At 70.5% G+C, this 21715-nt stretch carries 20 protein-coding genes and 1 pseudogene; 4 read left to right on the forward strand and 17 right to left on the reverse strand.

Going from position 1 to position 21715, the window contains the following annotated elements; translation table 11 throughout:
* The first annotated feature begins 52 nt into the window (after nucleotides 1–52).
* Nucleotides 53–1726, forward strand: a complete 1674-nt coding sequence (argS, locus tag IEY81_RS19220) for an arginine--tRNA ligase (RefSeq protein ID WP_229788004.1) — start codon at nucleotides 53–55, stop codon at nucleotides 1724–1726.
* A gap of 19 nt (nucleotides 1727–1745) precedes the next feature.
* On the opposite strand, the gene IEY81_RS19225 is transcribed toward argS, so the two are convergent.
* The 5 genes and pseudogenes from IEY81_RS19225 to IEY81_RS19245 form a co-directional block, all read right to left on the reverse strand.
* A complete protein-coding gene (locus IEY81_RS19225; protein WP_189120102.1) occupies nucleotides 1746–1910 on the reverse strand; it encodes a hypothetical protein in 165 nt (54 codons plus the stop codon).
* A 186-nt stretch (nucleotides 1911–2096) separates the two neighbouring features.
* Nucleotides 2097–2312, reverse strand: a pseudogene (locus tag IEY81_RS19230) (putative WhiB-interacting protein); the annotation flags it as partial.
* Nucleotides 2313–2410: 98 nt separating this feature from the next.
* On the reverse strand, nucleotides 2411–2728 hold the full coding sequence (locus tag IEY81_RS19235; protein ID WP_189120104.1) for a WhiB family transcriptional regulator: 318 nt from the start codon (nucleotides 2726–2728) through the stop codon (nucleotides 2411–2413).
* A 105-nt stretch (nucleotides 2729–2833) separates the two neighbouring features.
* On the reverse strand, nucleotides 2834–3037 hold the full coding sequence (locus IEY81_RS19240; protein WP_189120105.1) for a hypothetical protein: 204 nt from the start codon (nucleotides 3035–3037) through the stop codon (nucleotides 2834–2836).
* 138 nt (nucleotides 3038–3175) lie between these two features.
* Entirely contained in the window at nucleotides 3176–5227 is a 2052-nt protein-coding gene (locus tag IEY81_RS19245) for an ATP-dependent DNA helicase UvrD2 (protein WP_189120106.1), read from the reverse strand.
* 129 nt (nucleotides 5228–5356) lie between these two features.
* On the opposite strand from IEY81_RS19245, the gene IEY81_RS19250 reads away from it, so the two are divergent.
* Nucleotides 5357–5602 (forward strand): mycoredoxin, encoded by a 246-nt coding sequence (locus IEY81_RS19250; RefSeq protein ID WP_189120107.1) that lies wholly within the window; start codon nucleotides 5357–5359, stop codon nucleotides 5600–5602.
* Nucleotides 5603–5626: 24 nt separating this feature from the next.
* Here IEY81_RS19250 and nudC read toward each other — a convergent pair whose 3' ends face one another.
* Complete coding sequence (gene nudC / locus IEY81_RS19255) at nucleotides 5627–6538, reverse strand: NAD(+) diphosphatase (RefSeq protein WP_189120108.1); 912 nt, start codon at nucleotides 6536–6538, stop codon at nucleotides 5627–5629.
* 37 nt (nucleotides 6539–6575) lie between these two features.
* On the opposite strand from nudC, the gene IEY81_RS19260 reads away from it, so the two are divergent.
* Entirely contained in the window at nucleotides 6576–8369 is a 1794-nt protein-coding gene (locus tag IEY81_RS19260; RefSeq protein WP_189120109.1) for a glycosyltransferase family protein, read from the forward strand.
* A gap of 126 nt (nucleotides 8370–8495) precedes the next feature.
* Here the strand turns inward: IEY81_RS19260 and IEY81_RS19265 are convergent, their stop codons facing one another.
* The 11 genes from IEY81_RS19265 to moeZ form a co-directional block, all read right to left on the reverse strand.
* The gene (locus IEY81_RS19265; RefSeq protein WP_189120110.1) at nucleotides 8496–11768 is read right to left on the reverse strand and encodes an ATP-dependent helicase; all 3273 of its coding nucleotides are present in this window, start codon (nucleotides 11766–11768) and stop codon (nucleotides 8496–8498) included.
* Entirely contained in the window at nucleotides 11765–14968 is a 3204-nt protein-coding gene (locus tag IEY81_RS19270) for an ATP-dependent helicase (protein WP_189120111.1), read from the reverse strand. Before IEY81_RS19270 ends, IEY81_RS19265 begins: the two co-directional genes overlap by 4 nt.
* 60 nt (nucleotides 14969–15028) lie before the next feature.
* The gene (locus IEY81_RS19275; RefSeq protein ID WP_189120112.1) at nucleotides 15029–15319 is read right to left on the reverse strand and encodes a DUF1905 domain-containing protein; all 291 of its coding nucleotides are present in this window, start codon (nucleotides 15317–15319) and stop codon (nucleotides 15029–15031) included.
* Nucleotides 15320–15327: 8 nt separating this feature from the next.
* Nucleotides 15328–15759 carry a cupin domain-containing protein gene (locus IEY81_RS19280; protein ID WP_189120113.1) on the reverse strand — a complete coding sequence of 144 codons (432 nt, stop codon included), beginning with the start codon at nucleotides 15757–15759 and terminating at the stop codon, nucleotides 15328–15330.
* Nucleotides 15740–16438: a hypothetical protein gene (locus tag IEY81_RS19285; protein ID WP_189120114.1), complete on the reverse strand. Its 699-nt coding sequence runs from the start codon at nucleotides 16436–16438 to the stop codon at nucleotides 15740–15742. The genes IEY81_RS19280 and IEY81_RS19285 overlap by 20 nt, the downstream gene beginning before the upstream one ends.
* 140 nt (nucleotides 16439–16578) lie before the next feature.
* The gene (locus tag IEY81_RS19290; protein WP_189120136.1) at nucleotides 16579–17244 is read right to left on the reverse strand and encodes a lysophospholipid acyltransferase family protein; all 666 of its coding nucleotides are present in this window, start codon (nucleotides 17242–17244) and stop codon (nucleotides 16579–16581) included.
* The gene (locus IEY81_RS19295; protein ID WP_189120115.1) at nucleotides 17244–17564 is read right to left on the reverse strand and encodes an MGMT family protein; all 321 of its coding nucleotides are present in this window, start codon (nucleotides 17562–17564) and stop codon (nucleotides 17244–17246) included. The genes IEY81_RS19290 and IEY81_RS19295 overlap by 1 nt, the downstream gene beginning before the upstream one ends.
* Before the next feature lie 63 nt (nucleotides 17565–17627).
* Nucleotides 17628–18497: a S1 family serine peptidase gene (locus IEY81_RS19300; protein ID WP_189120116.1), complete on the reverse strand. Its 870-nt coding sequence runs from the start codon at nucleotides 18495–18497 to the stop codon at nucleotides 17628–17630.
* 76 nt (nucleotides 18498–18573) lie between these two features.
* The gene (locus IEY81_RS19305) at nucleotides 18574–19233 is read right to left on the reverse strand and encodes a class F sortase (protein WP_189120117.1); all 660 of its coding nucleotides are present in this window, start codon (nucleotides 19231–19233) and stop codon (nucleotides 18574–18576) included.
* Nucleotides 19230–19520: a hypothetical protein gene (locus tag IEY81_RS19310; RefSeq protein ID WP_189120118.1), complete on the reverse strand. Its 291-nt coding sequence runs from the start codon at nucleotides 19518–19520 to the stop codon at nucleotides 19230–19232. Before IEY81_RS19310 ends, IEY81_RS19305 begins: the two co-directional genes overlap by 4 nt.
* 184 nt (nucleotides 19521–19704) lie before the next feature.
* Nucleotides 19705–20919 (reverse strand): adenylyltransferase/sulfurtransferase MoeZ, encoded by a 1215-nt coding sequence (gene moeZ, locus IEY81_RS19315; protein WP_189120119.1) that lies wholly within the window; start codon nucleotides 20917–20919, stop codon nucleotides 19705–19707.
* 127 nt (nucleotides 20920–21046) lie between these two features.
* Here moeZ and IEY81_RS19320 point away from each other — a divergent pair, with 127 nt between their 5' ends.
* The gene (locus tag IEY81_RS19320) at nucleotides 21047–21679 is read left to right on the forward strand and encodes a TetR/AcrR family transcriptional regulator (protein WP_189120120.1); all 633 of its coding nucleotides are present in this window, start codon (nucleotides 21047–21049) and stop codon (nucleotides 21677–21679) included.
* Nucleotides 21680–21715: the final 36 nt, after the last annotated feature.

A 21715-nucleotide genomic window follows, 5' to 3' on the forward strand; every position in this document is an offset into this window, starting at 1 on the left:
ACCTCTGAGGATCACCCTCGTGCATGAACACACTCTCGCCCTGTCCACCCATCTGCAGGACGCCGTCGTCGCCTGCTTCGGCGACGCCTACGCCGGGACCGACCCCGAGCTGCGGCCCGCCACCCGGCCCGAGTTCGGCCACCTCCAGTCGAACCTGCCGCTGCGGCTGGCCGGCCCGCTCGGGCTCCCGCCGCGGGAGATCGGCGCGCGCCTCCTCGCTGCCATCGATCTCGGCGGCCTCGGCACCCTCGAGCTGGCCGGTGCCGGGTTCCTCAACGTCACCTGGTCACCCGACGTGCTCAGCGACGCGGTCCGCGATCTGCTGCGTGACCCGCACCTCGGCGTACCTGCTCCGGCGACCGCACAGCGGGTCGTCGTCGACTACTCCTCCCCCAACGTCGCCAAGCCGATGCACGTCGGCCACCTGCGCTCGACCGTCATCGGCGACGCGCTCGCCAGGGTGCTCGCCTACGCCGGCCACGACGTGGTGCGGCAGAACCATCTCGGCGACTGGGGCACCCAGTTCGGCATGCTGGTCGAGGGACTGATCGGCGACGGGCTCCACGACCCGGCCGCGGTCGCCGCTCTGGACATGACCGAGCTGCTCGCGCTCTATCGGCGGGCGAAGGCACGCTTCGACGAGGACCCCGCCTTCGCCGACGCCGCCCGGCAGCGGGTGGTGGCGCTGCAGTCCGGCGACCCGACCACCCGGACGCTCTGGCAGGCGCTGGTGGACGCCTCGATGACGGAGTTCGACGCCACCTACGGCCGGCTCGGCGTACTCCTCGACGATGACGACTTCGACGGGGAGAGCCGCTACAACCCGCAGCTGCCGGGCGTCGTCGACGACCTTCGAGCACTGGGCCTGCTGACCGAGTCTGCCGGGGCCCAGGTGGTCTACCCCGACGGCTTCACCGGCCGCGACGGTGCCCCGCTGCCGCTGATCGTGCAGAAGGCCGGCGGCGGTTTCGGCTACGCGGCGACCGACCTCGCCACGATCCGCCACCGGGTCGACGACCTCGCCGTGGACCGGGCCGTCTATGTCGTCGACCACCGGCAGAGCCAGCACTTCGACATGGTCTTCGCGGTCGCTCGCGCAGCCGGATGGCTGCCCGACTCCGTCGAGGTCCAGCACATCGGCTTCGGCACCGTGCTCGGTCCCGACGGCCGCCCGTTCAAGACCCGCTCGGGCGAGACCGTGACGCTGGCCGCGCTGCTGGACGCTGCCGAGGAGGCCGCCTCGGCGAGCTACGCCGGCCCCGAGGTCGTACGCATGGTCGCCAATGCCGCGGTGAAGTACGCCGACCTCTCCAACCATCTGGCGCGCGACTACGTCTTCGACGTCGAGCGGATGTCGGCCACCACCGGAGAGACCGGGCCGTATCTGCAGTACGCGCACGCTCGGGTCTGCAACATCCTGGTGCAGGCGCCACAGCAGACCTACGAGCTCGGCGCCCTGTCCGATCCGGCCGAGCAGCGGCTCGCGCTGGAGCTGACCGGCTTCGCGCCGGTGGTCGGCAAGGTCGCCGACACGCTGGAGCCGCATCACCTCACCGCGTACCTCTACGGCCTGTCGACCGCGCTGACGGCGTTCTACGAGAGCTGCCCGGTGCTCCGCTCCGAGGGCGAGCTCCGGGAGACCCGGCTCGCGCTGTGCGAGGCCACCCGGCGAGTGCTGTCGGCGGGGCTCGGGCTCCTCGGGATCGAGGCGCCGCAGAGGATGTGAGCTTCGCTCGAGCGGAGGCTCAGGCCCACCAGTCGGAGTCGAGCTTGGCTTCCATGGAGCGTACGTGGCGTCGCGAGCAGGCCTCGCAGAACGACTTCGCACGCCCGCGCTCGACCGCGGTGGTCCACGCCAGCAGGCGGCGAGGATCGGCCTCGTGACATCCGCAGAAATCGCAGGTCTTCATGGCTCAACGATAGGTCGGAAATCTGCGGTTCCGAGGGCGCAACACCGAAATTCTGCGTCACCCGCACATGAGGGGCGTGTTACGTCAGCCGGACATGGGACCGGCCGGCCCGAGGGTTTCTCGGACCGGCCGGTCATCTTCCACACCCGCGATCAGAGGGGTGAGGTCCTGTGCCCGGTGAAGGGCTTACAGCGCGCGGGCAAGAGCCAGCTTCGCCTGGACGGCGGCTCGCTCGGCCTTGCGGCCCAGGCGAGCAGCCTTGACGAGGGCATGGCCTCGCCGCAGTTCACGCGCCTCTCCCAGGCGCGCGGACATTTGCGCGCGCGCCAGGTCTTCGTAAAGCAAGTTCATCTGAGTGCTCCGTACTCGATCGGTGTTCATGTCTGTTGGGTTCTCCTGCTGGTCAGTGCGCTGCCGCGCCTGCGGTCGTCACGATCTGGTTCATGGCTGATGCCTCTCGTCTTTGAACGGCTGGTGGGTGTTGGTGTCCTTCATGCTGCTCAGGCGGCGTCCTTGCGGGGCCGGCCACGGGGACGCTTGCGGGGGATCACCTTCCCCTGCAGGAGAAGCTGGCCGCCCCAGACGCCCCAGGGCTCACGCCGGTCCAGGGCACCGGCGAGGCAGAGCGGCTGCACGGGGCAGGTCGCGCAGAGCGCCTTGGCGAACTCGACGTCGGCAGGGGACTCGGCGAACCACAGCTCGGGGTTGTTGGCCCGGCAGGGCAGCTGGTCCTCGTCGTAACGGTTGGCGCGGTCGTGAAGGCCACCGAGGGTGGCCTGGACGGGCTCTACCACCGAGGGTTCGAGAGTGCTGGTCATATGTACACCTCCTTGTTGACTGATCGCGGGTTTTTGAGAAACAGAAAGGCCGCGGATCCCGGGTTTCGGGTTCCGCGGCCTGGAGGCTGCTGTGACTACGTGAATCTATGTAGTCGGACAGCTCCAGGCTCGAATCCCGAGGGACTTGACCTTCGTGGCATCCGTCTGCGGGGACACGAGTCCCTCGACACGCACGCCGTAGCCGGCGCCTGCAAAGGCACCGGTCGCCGGGGTGGACAGCTCGGGGCGGTGGCCGCACGCGGACATGGCGATGCCATTGATCGGCGTCTGAATCGTGTTGATCTTCACTGGGGCCACCTCCTTCGGGGCTGTCGGGCGCGCTTGTTCAGCGCGCGGTTTTACTTGCTGAAAGAACAGTAACCGGCCCGGTATGTCGGCCGCAAACGATTAAACCGGTTGATTTCGAGGAATTTCTTTGAAGGGTTTTCAGGCGTCCCCGGCGATCACTTCAAGGACTTCCGCCCCGTAGGTCTCCACCTTGCTGCGGCCGATGCCGGCGATGCGCTGCAGATCCTGGAGGGTGCCGGGCTTCTGCTCGGCGATGTGCTCCAGGGTCGCGTCGGTGAAGATCACGAAGGCCGGCTTGCGCGCGGCCTCGGCGGTCTCCTTGCGCCACTGCTTCAGGCGACCGTAGAGCGCTTCGTCGTAGGGGGCGTCGCAACCTTCGTGACGACCGATCCGTTTCTCGGCCGCCGAGCCGAGGGGACCGCCGCAGGTCTTGCACATCCGCGCCTTGCCGGAGCCCGGTCGTCGTGCCGGCGCGGTGGACCGGGCCGGACGCAGCGGCTCCAGGAAGCGTGACGGCCGGCGGCGCGCGGCCTGGCCCGGCTGACGCGCCAGTGCCCACGAGAGCGTCAGGTCGACCCGCGCCCGGGTGAGGCCGACGTAGAGCAGCCGACGCTCCTCCTCGATCTCGGCCGGGGTCGGCTCCTCACCGCGGAGGATGAACGGCATCGTGCCGTCTTGGAGACCGACCAGGAAGACCGAGTCCCACTCGAGGCCCTTGGCGGCGTGGAAGGTCGCCAGGGTGACACCCTCCGGCACCGGGGCGTGCTGCTCGGCCGCCCGGCGGTCGAGCTCGGCGACGAGGCCGGCCAGGTCGCCGCCGGCCGCGGCGAAGGCGCGTGCCTGGTCGATCAGCGCCTGCCAGGACTCCCAGCGGTCCCGGGTCTGGCCACGGCCGTCCGGCGGCTCCGAGGTCCAGCCCATGCCGGCCAGGATGCCGTGCACGGACTCGAGCAGCTCGTCGCCGATCACCGCCCCCTGGCCGCCTCGAGCGGCGCCGCGGATGCGGGTCACCGCCTCGCGCACCTCGGGCCGGTCGAAGAAGCGGGCGGCGCCGCGCACGACGTAGGGGATCCGGCGCGCGGTGAGCGCGTCCTCGTAGGCCTCGGACTGGGCATTGATCCGGAACAGGATCGCGATCTCGTTGTAGGGCCGGCCGGACTGGTGCAGCCGCAGGATCTCGGCGGCGACGCCCTCGGCCTCGGCGACCTCGTCGGGCTGCTCGACGTGCTCGACGGCGGGCCCGGCGTCACGCTGCGCCTGCAGCTGGACGCCTTCGCTGGGTGTGCCCTGCAGGATCTTGTTGGCGACCTTCACGACCTGCGGGGACGAGCGGTAGTTGCGGACCAGCTCGACCGAGGTGGCGCCGGGGTGCTTCTTCGGGAAGTCGCGCAGGTAGGCGGCGTCCGCGCCGGCGAAGGTGTAGATCGTCTGGGCCGGGTCGCCGACCACGCAGATCTCGTTGCGACCGCCGAGCCACAGGTCGAGCAGCGCCGACTGCAGCGGCGAGACGTCTTGGAACTCGTCGACGGTGAACCACTTGTATTGCCGTCGGACCTGCGCCGCGACCCGTTCGTCGTGCTCCAGGAGACCGGCGGTCAGGAGCAGCACGTCCTCCATGTCCATCCGCGCCTGAGTGCGCTTGACGTCCTCGTAGGCGGCGTAGATGTGCCCGACCATCGACGGGGTCAGCCCGCCGACCTCGCGGCCGCGCGACTCGGCCGACTTCGGGTAGTCGTCGGGGTGGACGTTGGAGACCTTGGACCACTCGATCTCCGAGGCGAGATCGCGGGCCTGGGCCTGGTCGACGTTGATCCGCTGGCGCTGCGCTGCGGCACGGATGAGCGGGATCTTGGACTCGGTCAGGTTGGGCAGCTCGGTGCCGTAGACCTTCGGCCAGAAGAAGCGCAGCTGACGCAGGGCCGCGGAGTGGAAGGTGCGCGCCTGGACCGCGCCGGCGCCCATCGCCCGCAGCCGCTGGCGCATCTCCCCCGCCGCGCGCGTGGTGAAGGTGACCGCGAGGACCTCCTGCGGCGCGTACACACCGGTGGCCACGCCGTAGGCGATCCGGTGAGTGATCGCCCGGGTCTTGCCCGTGCCCGCACCTGCCAGCACCCGCACCGGGCCGCGCAGCGCCTCCGCGACCCGGCGCTGCTCGGGGTCGAGGGCGTCGAGGAGGGACTCTGGGGCCAACGGTGTGGCTGGTGGACGGGCGGGGTTCAAAGCGGGAATGGCTCCTGGGCGTGGGAACGTTACGTCTTGCGGCCAACACTATGGGCCGGCACCGACAGTCTGAGCAGGACCCGTTTGATGAGGAGAGTCATGAGCAGCTTCACGATGTACACCACCCCTTGGTGCGGATACTGCAAGCGGCTCAAGGGGCAGCTCGGGCGTGAGGACATCACCTTCGACGAGGTCGACATCGAGCAGGTCCCGGAGGCCGCCCAGATCGTCGAGCAGGTCAACGGCGGCAACCAGACCGTCCCGACCCTCGTCTACTCCGACGGCTCCGCGATGACCAACCCGTCGATCGCTCAGGTCAAGGCGAAGCTCGCCGAGCTGGCCTGAGGCCCGACCCCCGAGCTGCCCGGATCACCACGAGCCGGGCAGCTCGCCGCCGTACCACTCCTCGACCAGCGACCGGCTGATCGAGACGCCGCTGGGGAGCTTGATCTCCCCGCTCTCGGCGACCGCGGCGAGCTCTGCGCGGGTGAACCAGCGCGCCTCGCGGATCTCGTCCTCGTCCACGACGACCTCTGTGGACGTCGCCCGTGCGAAGAACCCGAGCATCAGGCTGGCCGGCAGCGGCCACGGCTGGTTGCCGAAGTAGTCGACCTGACCGACGCGTACGCCGACCTCCTCGGCGACCTCACGACGGACCGCGTCCTCCAGCGACTCACCCGGCTCGACGAAGCCGGCGAGGGTCGAGTAGTAGGGGGCGGGCCAACGGGTGTGGTTGCCGAGCAGGCAGCGCTCCTCCGCAGAGCCGGGCTCCCCCGCCGTCACCAGCATGATCACCGCCGGGTCGGTGCGCGGGAAGGTGAGATGCCCCTCCACGCAGGCCAGCTCGTGACCGGCCGCGCGCGGCTCGAGGGCGCCTCCGCACCGTGAGCAGAACCGGGTCGCCCGGTGCCACTCGGCCAGCCCGACCGCGTGCATCAGAAAGCTCGCCTCGGTCGTGTCCTCGAGCATCGCCGGGAAGAGCCCGCGCAGATCTCGCCAGTCCTCGCCGGCCTCCTCGCGGCCGGTGAGCACCGCGAACCGGGCGCCGTCGGCGGTGTCGCCGAGGAGCAGCCGGATCCCGTCCGGGGCCTCGTCCGTCGTACGCCACCTCACCCTCGTCTCGCCCGACGGCTCGACCCTGTTGCCGGCGACGACGAGGACTCTGGTGGCCTCGTCGGACCAGGCCTTCTCGACCCAGCCCTCGTCGGTGCGCAGATGGCCGCTTCGGTCGTGGGGGTCCTGAGTGATTCGCAGATGGATGGGCAGCTTCGGGGAGTCCACGCCTCAGAGCCTAGGAGGTCGGTATATGTTCCGCGGCGTGGATCGGTTCTGGCGCATCGCCGCTGTCGTCTCCGTCGTGGTCGCGCTGGCGATCAACGTCTACATCGCCTGGGGCTCGAGTCTCTCGTTCATGTACGACGAGATCGGCACCGTCATCCACGGCCGGACCGTCCTCGGCCTCGAGTCCCCGCAGGTGAACACGCCCGGCTACTACCCCGGATGGGGAGTGCTGCTGGCACCGTTGTGGCTGGTCACGTCCGACGTCTTCACGTTCTACCGGATCGCGATCGTCGTCGGCCTGGCGATCAGCATGCTCACCATCTGGCCGCTGTCCCGGGTCGCGGTGCGGCTCAGCGGCGTCACGCCTGCTCAGGGTGTGGTCGCTGCCTCCGTCGTGACGGCACTCCCTCCGCGCGCGATCCAGGCCGACTACGTCCTCTCCGAGCGGCTGATCACGCTGCTCGTCGTGGTGGCCACCCTGGTCGCGTTCCGGCTCTGGGAGAAGCCGACCTACCGCGGCGTGCTCCTGCTCGGTCTCGTCACCGCTCTCGCACTCTTCTCCCACGCTCGGATGCAGGTCTTCGTCGCGGCGGTCCTGCTGTGGCTGGTCTTCTTCCTCGTCAGGCAGTGGCGCATCGCCCTCGTCGGCCTGGTCGCCACCGGCGTGCTCGCCGTAGCCGCCAACGAGGCCGCCCTCTGGTTCCACTCGCAGCTGGTGCCGTGGAGGTTCGTTCAGGCGCAGGACTTCCTCGAGAAGGTCACCGAGGCCCACCCACGATTCTGGGTCGACACCTTCGCCGGCGAGGCCTGGACCCAGATGGTCGGCAGCCTCGGCATCGTGGTCGTCGGACTCGTCGTGGTGACCGCAGCGTTCTGGAAGGAGCTCCGAGCCCGACAGGTCGGCAAGGCCGGGTTCGTGCTGATCGCCGCCGCGTCGATGTACGTCCTCAGCTGCCTGAACTGGGGCACCGAGCACGCGCTGTTCACCATGGAGTGGCGCCGCTTCGACTACTGGATCTACGGGCGCTACATCGACCCGCTCTTCGCCGTCCTCGTGCTGGCCGGGGTGTGCGCCGCCATCCAGGCCGTACGCAGCCGGGCCGTCCTCGTCTCCACCTGGGTGGTCGTCGCCGGCATCTCGCTGGTGACCATCTTCGTGGTCGCCCCCGACGCACCCACCTGGGCCTACACCACCCCGGCGCACATCCCGGGCGCGATCCCGTGGTGGTGGGCGCTCCCCGACGGCCGGTTCCCGCAGCCCGGCCCGATCCCGTCGCTCACCAACGACAACCGTTTCTGGCTGATCGCGACACTGTGCTCGCTGGTGCCACTGCTGGTCTGGACGCTCCTCGCCGCCCTCCCCCGGTTGCGCACGCAGGCAGGCGACCGGGTCCGCGCGATCGTCGTCACCGCGGTCGTACTCGTCCTCGGCACCACCTCCTCCGCCGTCGCCGACGGCGCCTCCGACGAGTTCCACGACCGCTTCGACAACGTCACCCCGGTCGTCGGCGAACTCCGCTCGATCCTCGCCGACCACCCCGAGGCGGTCGTCGCCTACGACAACAACTGCCCCCGCCAGCGCTCCTCGATGAACGCCGAGCGCAACTGGCTGATGTGGTGGATGCTGCCGACCATCGTCAAGCGACAGTGGGAGTGGGGCGACGACATCGTCTTCTCGTGTCCCGAGGGTGAGCCGGCGTTCGTCACCGGGGCGGTGATGTTGCGCGATCGGCCGTTCCCGTATGCGACGGTGTGGATCCTTCCGGGGGACCTGCTCGACTCTCTGCGGGAGTCGGGAGAGCTACCGCCGGTTGCTCGGACTGTGAAGTAGTCGGGTGCCTCGGTCCGGCATCAGCCAGGGGCTGTGTTCGGCGGCAGGCGTGGGCCGCGGAGAGCATCCTCCCCACACAAGGGTCGGCGGCAAACACCAAGCCCAAGACTCACGCCCCCACACCGGCTAGCCCCCGACGATCCGCTCCAGCTCCTCCCGCCCAGGAAGCGAAGCAGGCTCGACGAGCCTCCCGGAGCGTACGTAGTAGAACGCCGCCCGAACCTGGGACAGCGGCACACCCATCAGCTCGGCCCAGCCGAGCCGATAGAGGGCTAGCTGAAGCGGGTCGGCGTTCTGGGACTGGTTGGTCTTCCAATCGACGATCAGGTAGCTGCCGTCGCGCTCCTTGTAGACCGCGTCGATGCGTCCGCGGACGACCTGACCGGCGAGGACGATCGCGAAGGCGGCCTCGACGCGGTAGGGCGGGCGGTCGGCGAAGGGGCCCTGCTCGAAGGCAGCGATGACCTCCTCTAGGCCGGCCTCGTCCTCGATGCCGTGGTCGGCGCGGCCGGGCAGGTCGTCGGGGTCGAAGAGGTCCTGCTGACCGAAGCGCGCCTCGACCCAGGCGTGGAAACGGGTGCCGAAGCGAGCCTGGGAGGAGGGCTTGCGGGGCATCGGGCGGACCAGGTCGGCGGCGAAGGCGAGCGGGTCGTCGCGGAGCTTCGACATCGCGGTGGCGGAGAGGGAGGAGGGCAGGGGTACGACGACCTCGGGTGCCCGCTCACGCTCGGCCTCGGTGAGCAGCCGCTCGATCTCCTCGTCCCACTGGTTCACCGTCTCCAGCAGGGTCAGGTCGTCGAGGTCGTCCGGCCCGGGGCCGACCTCACGGACGAGCCTGGCCGCCTCGAGGCGACGCTCCACCTCGTGGGTGTGGTGGTCGATCGGCCAGGGGAGGTCGACGTCGCGGTTGGCGTAGGGGTTCTCCTCCTCGCCCTTGACGACCACCTCGGCCCACCGGTCGGGCTTCGCGCCCCACTGGAGCAGCGCCTCGCGGGTCTTCTCGACGTAGAGCGACGGGCCGCGGCCCTCCTTGAGCGAGGGAGACCAGCGCCAGCACGAGACGAACTGCGCGTGGCGGGCGCGGGTCCAGGCGACGTAGGCGAGGCGGAGCTCCTCGGTGCGTTCGTGCTCCTTGCGCTCGGCGAGCAGCTGGTCGATCGCGTCGGCGTCGTGGCCGTGGAGCTGAGGCAGGTCGTCGCGGTCGCCACGGAGCGCGGCCGGCATCACCGAAGGGACGGTCAGCCACGACGAGCGCGTCTGGCCGGTCGGGAACTTCTTGTGGGTGACACCGACCAGGAAGACGACGTCCCACTCCAGACCCTTGGCGCGGTGGACGGTGAGCAGCTTGACCGAGTCGGCCTCCGACGGGGTGGCCACGTCGAGACCCTGGCCGTACTCGTCCTCGGCCTCCAGGTAGGCCAGCAGCGCGGCCAGGGTGACCTGCCCGTCGAGTCCTTCGAAGTCGGCGACGGCCTGGACGAAGAGGTCGAGGTTCTCGCGCCGGGCGGAGGCCGCCGGGGAGACCGAGGCGGCCAGCTCGACGTCGATGCCGGTGACGTCGATGATCCGCCGGACCAGGTCGAGGAGCGGCTCGTTGATCGCGCGGCGCAGCCCGCGGAGCTCCTCGGCGAGCATCCTGAAGCGTTCCCGGGCCTGCGGCGAGTAGTCGTAGTCGGCCTCGTCGCCCGGGTCCTCCAGGGCGTCGTTGAGCGAGGGGATCTCGGTCGGGTCGGTGCCCTCGACGGCCGCCTCGAGCTGTCGCTCGATGTCGGCGAACTCCTCGGCACCGCCGACGACGCCCGCCAGGTCGCGCGAGCGGCGGCCCAGGATGGCCAGGTCGCGCGGGCCGATCGCCCACCGCGGGCCTGCCAGCAGAGTGAGCAGCGCAGCGTTGGCGGTGACGTCGTGGAGCAGCTCCATGGTGGCGACGACCTCGGCCACCTCGGGCAGTCTGAGCAGTCCCTTCAGCCCGACGATCTCGACCGGGATCTCGCGGGCGGTGAGCGCGTCGAAGACGGCGGCCGCCTGGGAGTTGTCCCGGGTCAGTACGCCGATCTCCTTCCACTCCCCGACCGACTCGTGAGCCTCGATCACCTTGTCGGCGAGCCAGCCCAGCTCGTCGTCGTACGTCTCGTGGACATGCACCCGCACCTCACCGTCGTGAGCCCCCTCGGCCGCGACCAGCCGCTCGTGCTCCCGCCCCTCGTAGAGCTGAGCAGCGAGGTGGTTCGCGGTCGCGAGGATGCGAGCATCCGACCGCCGATTCACGGTCAGCGAGTAAGTCCGCCCCCCGGAGGTCGAGCCGTCCCCGGAAGTCGAGCCGTCCCCGGTGGTCGAGCCTGTCGAGACCCCCCTGGGCGGAAAGTCCCGCCCGAACTCCAAGATGTTGCTCACCGAGGCCCCACGCCAACCGTAGATCGCCTGGTTCGGATCACCCACAGCCGTGACCGGATGCCCACCACCGAAGAGCCGAGCGAGCATCTGCGCCTGCGCGACCGAGGTGTCCTGGTATTCGTCGAGCAGCACCACCTTGAACTTCTCGCGCTCGATCTCACCGACCTCGGGGGTCTCCTCGGCCAACCGCGCGGCGAGCGCGATCTGGTCGGAGAAGTCCATCAGGCCGAGCCGCTCCTTGAGCCGCCGGTAGCCGTCGACGAGATCGAGCAGCTCGTAGCGCTTGTCGATCGCGTCGATCGCCTTCTCGACCTTGGTGATCTTGGTCTTGACCCGCTTGCCGTCGGCGAGCTGCGCGTTGAGGTCGGCCAGCTCGAGCGTGAAGAGCGACCGCTCGTTGCGGTCGTAGGCGCGCAGCGTGGCCGGGTCGACGAGGTGCTCGGAGAGCTCGGCGTCGAGCGCGAGCAGCTGCTGGACGGCCAGCTTCGGATAGTCGGTCAGCTTCTCGACCGGACGGGTGTGGCGCGCCACCGCCCGGGCGGCCAGCTGGTAGCGGGTGGCGTCGGCGATCAGCCGGGTGTCGGGCTCGTGACCGATGCGCAGGCCGTGCTCGGAGAGCAGGCCCGAGGCGTAGGAGTGGTAGGTCGCCACCGTCGGCTCGGTCGGCTCCTCGTCGTCTTCCCCGGGCTTCGGCGGACCCTCGCGTCGCTCGGGCCAGAGCCCGGCCTTCTGCAGCGACTCCCGGATGCGGGTCGCCAGCTCGGCGGTGGCCTTGGTGGTGAAGGTCAGGCCGAGCACCTCGCCGGGGAGCACGCGGCCGGTCGCGACCAGCCAGACGACCCGGGCGGCCATCACCGCGGTCTTGCCGGAGCCGGCGCCGGCGATCACGACGGCCGGCTCCATCGGCGCGGTGATCGCGCGGAACTGCTCGTCGCTGTAGAGCCAGTCGTGGCCCATCAGCTTGGCGAGCTCCTCGGGGGTCTCGATCTCCATCGCAGGGTTCATGACAGCACCGATCCTGAGGTCTGGGCCGGGCAGAGGGCGACGAACTGGCAGCGGTCGCACTGCTTGCCGGGGCGTGCGACGAACTCCTCGGCACGGACCGTGGCGACGGCCTTCTCGAGCTGGTTGATGATCTCGGGCGGCTCGGGTGCCTGCACCTGCACCTTCGGCATCTCGGACCCGTGGCGCAGCTGGATCAGCTCCGCTCCCCCGGAGGGTGCACCCGGGGCCAGCGCCGAGGCGGCACCGTGCTCCACCGCCAGCTGGTAGAGGCCGAGCTGGCCGTGCTCCTTGACCTCCTGCGCGGTCGGCGGATATTTCCCGGTCTTCAGGTCGACGACCACGACCCGGCCGCTCTCGTCGAGCTCGAGCCGGTCGGCGTAGCCGTTCAGCCGGACCGTCTCCCCGCTGGGCAGCGTCACCTTCGCGGTCAGCTGCTCCTCGTAGCCGATCACGGTCCGCGCGCCGGGGCGCCGGTGCCAGGTCAGGAAGCGCGCGAGCACGTCGCGGACGGCCTCACGCTCACGGGCTGCCGACCACGGAGTGCGGAACTCGAGACGACCCCAGACCTCGTCGACGAACGGCATCAGGTCTTCGACGGTGGCGGCGTCGAGGTCGCCGCGGGCGAGCTGCTCGGCGATCGCGTGCACGACCTTGCCGAAGCCCTGGCTCGAGGAGTCGGTCACCGCTCCCCCGGCCTCCCGGGCCAGGAACCACTGCGCAGGGCAGGTCAGGATCGCCTCCAGCGCCGAGGCGCTGAGCGTGATCGGACGGTCCTCGGGCCGCACCGCGGCCGATGCGTACGTCGGGGAGCGCATCCCCCACCAGGTCGACGGGTCGGCGGCGGGCGCGATCCGCTTGCCGCGCACCTCGGTGGCGGCCAGCTTCTGCAGCCTCCGCGCGGCGGCCTCGCGCAGCGCGAGAGGTTGCCCGGGGTCGGCGGCGGTGCGGCGCAGCTCGGCGACGAGACCTGCCAGGGACAGCGGCCGCGCCGGGCGGCCGACCCGGTGACGGATCTGGTCCTCGCGCAGGCCGAGCTCGTTGATGAACCGCGAGGGCTGGTCGCCGTCCTCGTCGGGCGAGCGCACCGCGGTCACCACCAGCCGCGAACGGGCACGGGTGGCCGCGACGTAGAAGAGCCGGCGCTCCTCGGCGAGCATCGCCGAGCGGGTCAGCGGCGGCAGCAGGCCGCCGTGGCGGCCGTCGGGCAGCGCCGGCGCGATCCGGTCGGGACCGAGCAGCGAGTCACGGCGGCGCAGATCGGGCCAGGCGCCCTCCTGGACATGGGCGACCACCACGAGCCCCCACTCCAGCCCCTTGGACCGGTGGGCGGTGAGCAGCCGCACCGCCGATCCTCGCACGCCCTTGTCGGCCAGGGTGTCGGCCGGAATCTCCTGGGCGCGGAGGGTAGCCAGGAAGGTCTCGACCGAGGTGAACTCCTGCCGCCCCTCGATCTTCGCGGCGGTGTCGAAGAGCGCGACCACGGCGTCGAGGTCACGGTGGGCCAGCCGGGCGGCCGGGCCTCCCGACTCGACCTGCGCCCGCAGCCGCCGACCCCAGTCGGCACCGTCCCACAGCGTCCACAGCACCTGCTCGGCCCCCGCGCCGTCCTTCAGCGCAGCCCGAGCCTCGGCGAGAAGAGCCGCCAGCCGGCGAACCCGCCCGAGCACCCGCTCCTCGTCGGCGGCCTCCTCCTCATCGAGCAGCGTGTGGTCGAGCACCGCGCGACGCACGAGCTCGTGGGCCGCCACGTCGGGGAACCAAGCCCGCAGAGTCCGCGTGAGCGCACGGACATCGGTCGCGTCGAGTCCACCGAGAGGCCCGGTGAGGAGCTCCTCGCAGCGCTCAGGGCGTACGTAGCGTTCGTCGAGCTCCGAGTCGACGTCCGCGTCGACCACGACCCCGAGCGCGTCCAGGAGGACGGCGGCAGCAGGCTCACGGACGAGCGGCGTCTCGTCGGAGGCGACCTCGACCGGCACTCCGGCAGCCGTCAGGGACCGGCGCAGCTGCGGGATCGAGTTGCGGCCCGAGCGCACCAGCACCGCCATGTCGGACCAGTCGATGCCGTCCTCGAGATGGGCCCGACGGAGCAGGTCTGCGATGTGCTCGGTCTCGGCGCGGTCGGTGTCGAAGGTGAGCACCTCGGCGCGGCCCGGGTCCTGCGCCAGCGGGTGCGGGTTGCGGAAGGTCTCGTAGGCTGCTGCGGGGATCGCGCCGCGCACCGAGATGCCGGCGGCGATGGACCGCGAGGCCCGCAGCAGCCGCGACCCGAAGCGCCGGGTGGTGCCGAGCGCGACCACCGGCGCGTGCCGGCGCTCCCGGGTCAGGAACTGCGCGGGGAAGTCGAGGATGCCGTTGACGTCGGCGCCGCGGAAGCCGTAGATCGACTGGTCGGGGTCGCCGACCACGATCAGGTCGCGGCCGTCGCCGGCCAGCGCCTGCAGCAGCGCGACCTGGCTCGGATCGGTGTCCTGGTATTCGTCCACGAAGACGCACGAGAACTCGGCCCGCAGCTCGGCGGCATGACGCTCGGCCTCGATCACCCCGCGCATGATCAGATCGGGGTAGTCGATCGCCGACTGGGCCCCGAGCACGTCGAGATACTGCTCCAGGAACCACCCGGCCGCGACGAACTCCTCGATCTTCTCGTCCTGCCCGAGCGCGACCAGCTGGTCGGGGTCGAGCCCGCGCTCGCGCGCCCGCGCGGTCACCGTCTGCACCTCGCGCGCGAAGCCACGGGTGCCGACCGCCATCCGGAACCGGTCGGGCCACCGCACCGACTCGGGGTGGTCGGCCAGCAGCTCCTGCAGCACCACGTCGGCCTCGGGAGCGGAGAGCAGCGTCAGCGGGGCGGCGTAGAGCTCGGCCGGTGCGAAGCGCCGCACCAGCCCGTAGGCGAAGGAGTGGAAGGTCGAGGAGACCGTGCCGGACAGGGTGCGTCCCAGGCGCGCGGTCACCCGGTCGCGCAGCTGCTCGGCGGCCTTGCGGGAGAAGGTCAGCGCGAGCAGCTGGTCGGGGCGTACGCCGCGGTTCTCGATGCGGTCGACGACCGCTTCCACGAGCGTGGTCGTCTTGCCCGTGCCGGGCCCGGCCAGCACCAGCAGCGGGCCGCCGGGGTGCTCGACGACCGACCGCTGGTGCTCGTCGAGCACCGGCACGCCGGCAGCGGTCGGTGGTGGGGCAAGGCGGTAGGCGACACTCACGAAAACCACCCAAGCAGAGAGCGCCGACAATTCCACCGGCGCCCGAGAGCATCCGACATCTCAGGCCTCGTGCCCCAGGCGCATCTGCACCGCGACCGTGTCGTCGAGCCCGATCCCCTCGGCCTTCCGCACGGCCACCTTCAGCGGGAGCAGGTAGGTGCCGTCCTTGGGGAAGAGCGCGGTGGTGAAGGTGGTCGCGCCGATGGTGGCGGTGACGGCGACCTGGCCCCAGTACTCCAGGCCGCGAGCGTCCTCCTTGAGGTCCTCGGCGTCCTCGACGGGCATCGGCACGTAGTAGAACGGCGCGGGCCCCCGCCACTCGATGACGGCTCCCTCGAAGGCGTACTCCACCGCGTCCCCTACTCGGCGAGCTCGAAGTCGTCGAAGTCGAACCCCGGCGAGACCACGCAGGAGACGAGCGCGTCCTCGGCCGAGGGGACCGTACGCTGCCACACCCCTGCCGGCACGACGGCCTGCGGCACCTGGCCGGCGACCACGTCCACCCCGACGAGCAGGGTCGGCCCTTCCTCGGGTGCCGAGCCGGACCCGCCGAGCTGCAGTGACACCACGCCGGTGTGCGCCAGCCAGATCTCGTCGGAGGAGACCCGGTGCCACGCCGAGGACTCCCCCGCCAGCAGCCGGAAGTAGATCAGCGTCGCGGTGGGGCGCACCCGGCCGTCGGGGAGGGTGACGGTCTCGGCAGCAGCCCAGGTCTGTCGGAACGCACCACCCTCGGGATGGGGCGAGAGGTCTAGGACGGAGGTGATGGGGTCAGCGGTCACCCGGCTCATTGTGCCGGTTCTCGTCGGCGGGCTCGTCCGGGAAGCGCGGGTCGCCGAGCAGGTACTGCCAGAAGACGCCGGGCTTCTCGTGCGGCAGCGGCTTCGGACCGCCGACCGCGCGGTTCTCCACCGCGTCCCAGACGGCGTCGACGGGACGGGCCAGGCGGCGTACGACCTTGCCGGACAGGCCGGTGTGCGGGAGGTGCGGGTGTGGTCGGGACGGCGCTCGGCGCTCGGCAGCCGCGATCCGCTCGGCGACCAGCAGGAGCACGTCCTCGGAGGCTTCGGTGGAGAGGTGCGAGGCGAGCTCGTCCTCCTTCTCCTCCTGCGCGTGGAGCGCCTCCTCGACCTCGCCCCACAGAGCCGGCCAGTCGTGGGTGGTCTCCCAGGTGGAGCCGTACTCGTGCGCCTTCACGTGGAAGAGCAGCACCTCCAGGCGGCGCGCCGCGGGAAGGTAGTCGTGGACCAGCTCGGCGCCTGCCTCGCAATGAGCGGAGACCGCCGGCAGCAGCGCCTCGTCCACCGCGTGCAGGTGTCGGGACGTACCGGCGTTGAACTGGTCGATCGGCGGGCAGCCCCTGCGGGTCTGCTCCGGCCTGGCGATGATGCTACGAGCCTGGGCCAGGCGCCCGGCGAGCTCGTCGTGCTTGTGTCGCAGCTCGTCCTGCAACACGGTCGTGGTGGCCATCTGCCTCACCTCGCCTGAGAAGGGGGTCACCTTCCAGGGTGCGCTCGTTGCGGGTCTAGCGCAACAGGGGTCTCGACAAGCTCGACCACCGACGGTCTCGAGCTCGACCACCGACGGTCTCACGAGCTCGACCACCGGGGTCAGGCGTCGGCGGGACGCTCGTTGTAGACCCCGGCGAGCTCCTGACCGCTGAGCGCGGCGATCGAGTCCATCACCTCGTCGGTGATGACCCGGCGGGCCTTGCCGAGAGGTACGCCCTCGAAGCGCCCGGCGACCTGGATCGGCTTCCCGAAGGCGACCGTGACCTTCGCCAGCCGGGGCAGGCTCGACCCGACCGGCTGCAGCTCCGCGGTCCCCCGCAGACCCACCGGCACCACGGGCACACCGGCGGTGAGCGCCAGGTGGGCCACGCCCGTACGTCCTCGGTAGAGCCGTCCGTCGCGCGAGCGGGTGCCCTCCGGATAGATGCCGAACGCCTCGCCCTTGCCCAGGACCTCCAGGGCCACCTCCAGCGAGCCGAGCGCGGCCTGCGGGTCGTCGCGGTCGACAGGGAGCATCCCCATCCCCTCGAACCACGCCTTCTGGGCCGCGCCCTTGAGGCCGGTGCCGGTGAAGTAGTCGGACTTGGCCAGGAAGTGCACCGGCCGCGGCGAGACCGACGGGATCACGATCGAGTCGGCGAAGCTGAGGTGGTTGCTGGCCAGGATCACCCCGCCGGAGCGCGGGACGTTCTCCGCCCCCGTCACCGTGGGGCGCCAGACCGCCCGGAGAACAGGCGGCACGACGGTGTGGAGGAGGCGATACATCACGGGTTCATCGTAGGCGGCAGCCACATCGCCTCGCGCAGGTCCACCACCCCCGAGACGCGCCGGGGCGTGCCCTCCTCGAGATAGGCCTGACGCGCCTCCTCGCCGTGGCTGGCGGGGAGCGAGCCGTCGGCTCGCACCACCCGCCACCAGGGCATCCCGGCGCCCTCGCGGGCCATCACCGAGCCGACCTGCCGCGGACCGCCCCCGAACTCGTCGAAGAGGGCGTCCGCGATCGCGCCGTACGTCGTCGCCCGCCCGCGTGGGATCTGCTCGACGATGCGCAGCACGGCCTCGACGTACGCCTCCCGGTCGGTCATGCCCCTACTTTCGCTGGTCGAGCCCCGCGAGCGCCAACGAGCGGGGCTCGACCAGCGGTGCGCTCAGAGGATGCTCTTGAACGGCTCGGTGCCGTTGACCAGGCGCAGGCCGGAGATGCCGGAGGTGGCCTTCGCGAAGTCGAGCTCGAGGTCGAGGTCGCCGATGTTGTTGGACGCCGGCAGCGGGAGCAGGCCGAGCGTCGAGAGGGTGCCGACGGCCTTGCCGTCGGCGCTCAGGAAGCCCGAGCCGGAGTCACCGGGGATGCCGGGGGTGACGTTGTAGAGCGGGTGCGACCAGCGGGTGCCGTTGACGCTGTCACCGAGCGAGAGGCCGATCTTCGGCGAGAGCAGGTCGAGGTCGGCACGTACCGAGGAGTTGCCGTAGGAGTAGACCCGGTCGCCGGCGGCGGTGCCGTCGGTGTCGATGCCGGTCGGGCCGCCCCACAGCGGCACGCTCGGGTTGACCTTGCCCTTGTCGGCCGAGCTCACCTTGACCAGCGCGAGGTCGTTGTAGGCGCAGGTGTTCGGGTCGGTGGTGCCCCGCTTCTGCATGGTCAGCCAGGAGGAGTACGCCAGCGTGCCCCTGCCCACGACGGTGCCCTCGCTCAGCAGCGAGCCGCCCTCGTTGAAGGTCACCGGCGTGCCGAGCGGCAGCGACTTGGCCGCACAGCCGTTGGTGTCGGTCGCCTCGCCAAGACCCGCGCAATGGGCCGCGTAGCCGACGTAGACGTTGTCGGCGGAGTCGGTGTAGACGAAGTTGGCGGTGCACTGCGCACCGTCGGTGTACATCTGCACCCCCGGCGTGATGCGGGCCGTGTCGGCCGGCGCCCAGGCCTGCGCCGGGCTCGGGATCAGGGCCGGCACGAGCGCGGCGGTGAGGACGCCGGCGGCGATCGCTGCGGCGCGGCGTACGGAACGGTGGGTGCGGAGCATGTGGGGGCCTCGTCTGTAGAGTGATGTGACTCACAGGTAACGACGCCAGATGCTCCGGGGTTACGCAACCGTAGGGTCAAGGAACGGCGACGACGACGGTGTTGCCCTGGAACGAGGTGCCGTCCCAGTCGTCGCAGGTCACCACGACCAGCCGCGGCTCCCCACCGGGGTCGAAGAGCTTCTCGCTCCGCTTGGCGACCTGCTCCTTGGTGAGGTCGCGCACCGACCGGACGGTGTAGGTGAACTCGTCCTTCTTCGTCCGCACGACGATCTCGTCGCCCTCGTCGACCTCGCCGAGCCGGTCGAGGATGCCGCCGCCGTTGTGCAGCGTGTGACCGACGATCAGCACCGAGCCCTTCTCCGAGCCGGGCTTCGCACCGCCCTTCCACCACCCCATCAGGGCCGCGTCGGCGGGCGGGGTCAGGGTGCCGCCCTCCATCGCCAGGGGCACCACGTCGGCGTGCACGTTGAGCGTGGGGATCGAGACGCCGCGTACCTTGCCCTTCTTCTTGGGCACCTCGGCCAGCGCCTCGGCCGGGATCGAGGAGGTCGTGCCGGGCGGGGCGGCACTGCTCTGCTGCGCCTCGTCGATCCGGGTGTAGTAGTCGTAGGCGGCGTAGCCGAGCACGCCGATCGCGACCACGAGGGCTACGACGAAGATCTCCCCGATGAAGGTCCTCAGGCTGGGTTGGCGCCTGGGCCGGGGAGTCTCGTAGGGGTCGTAGCCGTGGCTCACTCGGCCGAGCGTGCCACAGCCTCAGCTCGCCGGCGACGCATGGCCATGCCTGCCCCCGCGCCCATCAGCAGCGCACCGACGCCCGCGAAGACATAACCCGGAGGTACGCCCTGGGTCGGGTCGGCGACGTTCGACTCCAGCCTCTCCGGGTCGATCGCCGAGCCGACGGCCGCACCCGAGGCCGGCTCGGGGGCCCGGTCGCTCGCGTGGGCAGGGGTACCGAGAAGCAGTCCGCCGGCCAAGGTGGCACCGGCGAGCGTCGCGCTGAGACGAGCGCGTGTGAACAACGTCGAATCCTCCGGGGTTCATGCACTGGTGCAACTCCGCCCCCCGCAGCTGCGTCGCAAAACTATCGGTTCAGCCCGTCACAGATAAAGCCAGCGGCGGCCCCAGAGGGGCCACCGCTGGCCAACAGTTCAGTAACCCGGTGGTCGACCGAGGATCAACCCGGCCGAACCACCTGGTCGACGATCAGTAGGAGGGCTGCGAGGGGTCGATCTGGTTGACCCACGCGACCACGCCACCACCGACGTGCACGGCGTCGGAGTAGCCCGCGCCCTTGGCGATCGCGAGCACCTCGGCGCTGCGTACGCCGCTCTTGCAGTGGAACACGAGCGGCTTGGCACCGTCGCCGGTGAGCTCGGCGACCTGCGGGATCGCGTTGCCGTTGAGGAACTCGCCCTTCGGGATCAGGACGGCGCCCGGGATCTTGTTGATCTCGTACTCGTTCGGCTCGCGCACGTCGACGAGGACGAAGTCGCGGTTGCCCTCGTCGCGCTCCTTGATCATGTCGGAGAGCTGGGTCACCGAGATGGTCGAGCCGGCCGCGGCGTCGGCGGCCTCGGTGGAGACCGCGCCGCAGAAGGAGTCGTAGTCGATCAGGTCGGTGACCGTCGGGTTCTCACCGCACAGCGCGCAGTTGGGGTCCTTGCGGACCTTCAGCTTGCGGTACTCCATCTCGAGTGCGTCGTAGATCATCAGCTTGCCGACGAGCGGCTCGCCGATGCCGGTCAGCATCTTGATGGCCTCGTTGACCTGGATCGAGCCGATGGACGCGCACAACACGCCCAGCACGCCGCCCTCGGCGCAGGAGGGAACCATGCCCGGGGGCGGGGGCTCCGGGTAGAGGCAGCGGTAGCACGGCGCGTCGTCGGTGAGCTTCGGCGCGAAGACCGAGGCCTGGCCGTCGAAGCGGTAGATCGAGCCCCAGACGTAGGGGATCCCGAGGAAGTAGGCCGCGTCGTTGACCATGTAGCGGGTCGCGAAGTTGTCGGTGCCGTCCACGATCAGGTCGTAGCCGGTGAAGATCTCGCGCACGTTGTCGTTGTCGAGCCGCTCGTTGTGCAGCACCACCTCGACGTACGGGTTGACCTCCTTGATCGCGGCCTCGGCCGACACGGCCTTCGGCTGACCCACGGTCGACTGCTTGTGGATGATCTGGCGCTGGAGGTTGGACTCGTCGACCTCGTCGAACTCGACGATGCCGAGAGTGCCGACGCCGGCCGCGGCCAGGTAGAGCAGAGCGGGCGAGCCGAGACCGCCGGCACCGATGACCAGCACCTTGGCGTTCTTCAGCCGCTTCTGCCCGTCCATCCCGACGTCGGGGATGATGAGGTGACGGCTGTAGCGGCGCACCTCGTCGATCGTCAGCTCGTCAGCGGGCTCCACGAGCGGGGCTAGGGACACAACGGCTCCTCAGTTCGGACGTACGTATGCCTACGTGAACACCGCAGGCACCCCTCCATGTTCCCTCATCGGGCGAGAGAGCCACGACGCGTCCCGCAATCCGAGTACCAGCGGGTAGGCTGCTGGCGTGACCACGCACCAATCCGAGCTCGACCCCACTCGACCGCGCGGGGCTCGGCTGCCCCGTACGGAGCGACGAGCCCAGCTCCTCGAAGCAGCTCTCGAGGTCTTCGTCGCCTACGGTTTCCACGCTGCCGCGATGGATGACATCGCCGAGCGGGCGGGCGTCTCGAAGCCAGTCCTCTACCAGCACTTCCCCGGCAAGCTCGACCTCTATCTCGCGCTGCTGGAGAAGTCCTGCAACGAGATCATCGAGCGCTGTCAGGCGGCGCTGGCGTCGACCGACGAGAACAAGGAGCGCGTGGCGCGCACCGTCGAGGTCTTCTACGACTACGTCGCCTCCGAGTCCGGTGCCTTCCGTCTCGTCTTCGAGTCCGACCTGACCAACGACCCCGCCGTTCGCGAGCAGGTCGACCGGGTCACCAACGAGTGCGCCGAGGTGATCGCCGAGGTGATCGCCGAGGACACCGGCTTCGACGCCGCCGCCTCCCACCTGCTCGCCGTCGGCCTGGTCGGTCAGATCCAGGTCAGCGCCCGCTACTGGCTCCACGACAACGGCAACCTGTCGCAGCCCGAGGCGGCTCGGCTGGTCGCCGGTCTCGCCTGGCGCGGCATCGGCGGCTACCCCAAGACCGACTGATCCGTCCTCTCCGACGACGGATTCCGCTCGTAGCGC

The sequence above is a fragment of the Nocardioides luteus genome (assembly GCF_014648595.1).
Taxonomy (GTDB): domain Bacteria; phylum Actinomycetota; class Actinomycetes; order Propionibacteriales; family Nocardioidaceae; genus Nocardioides; species Nocardioides luteus.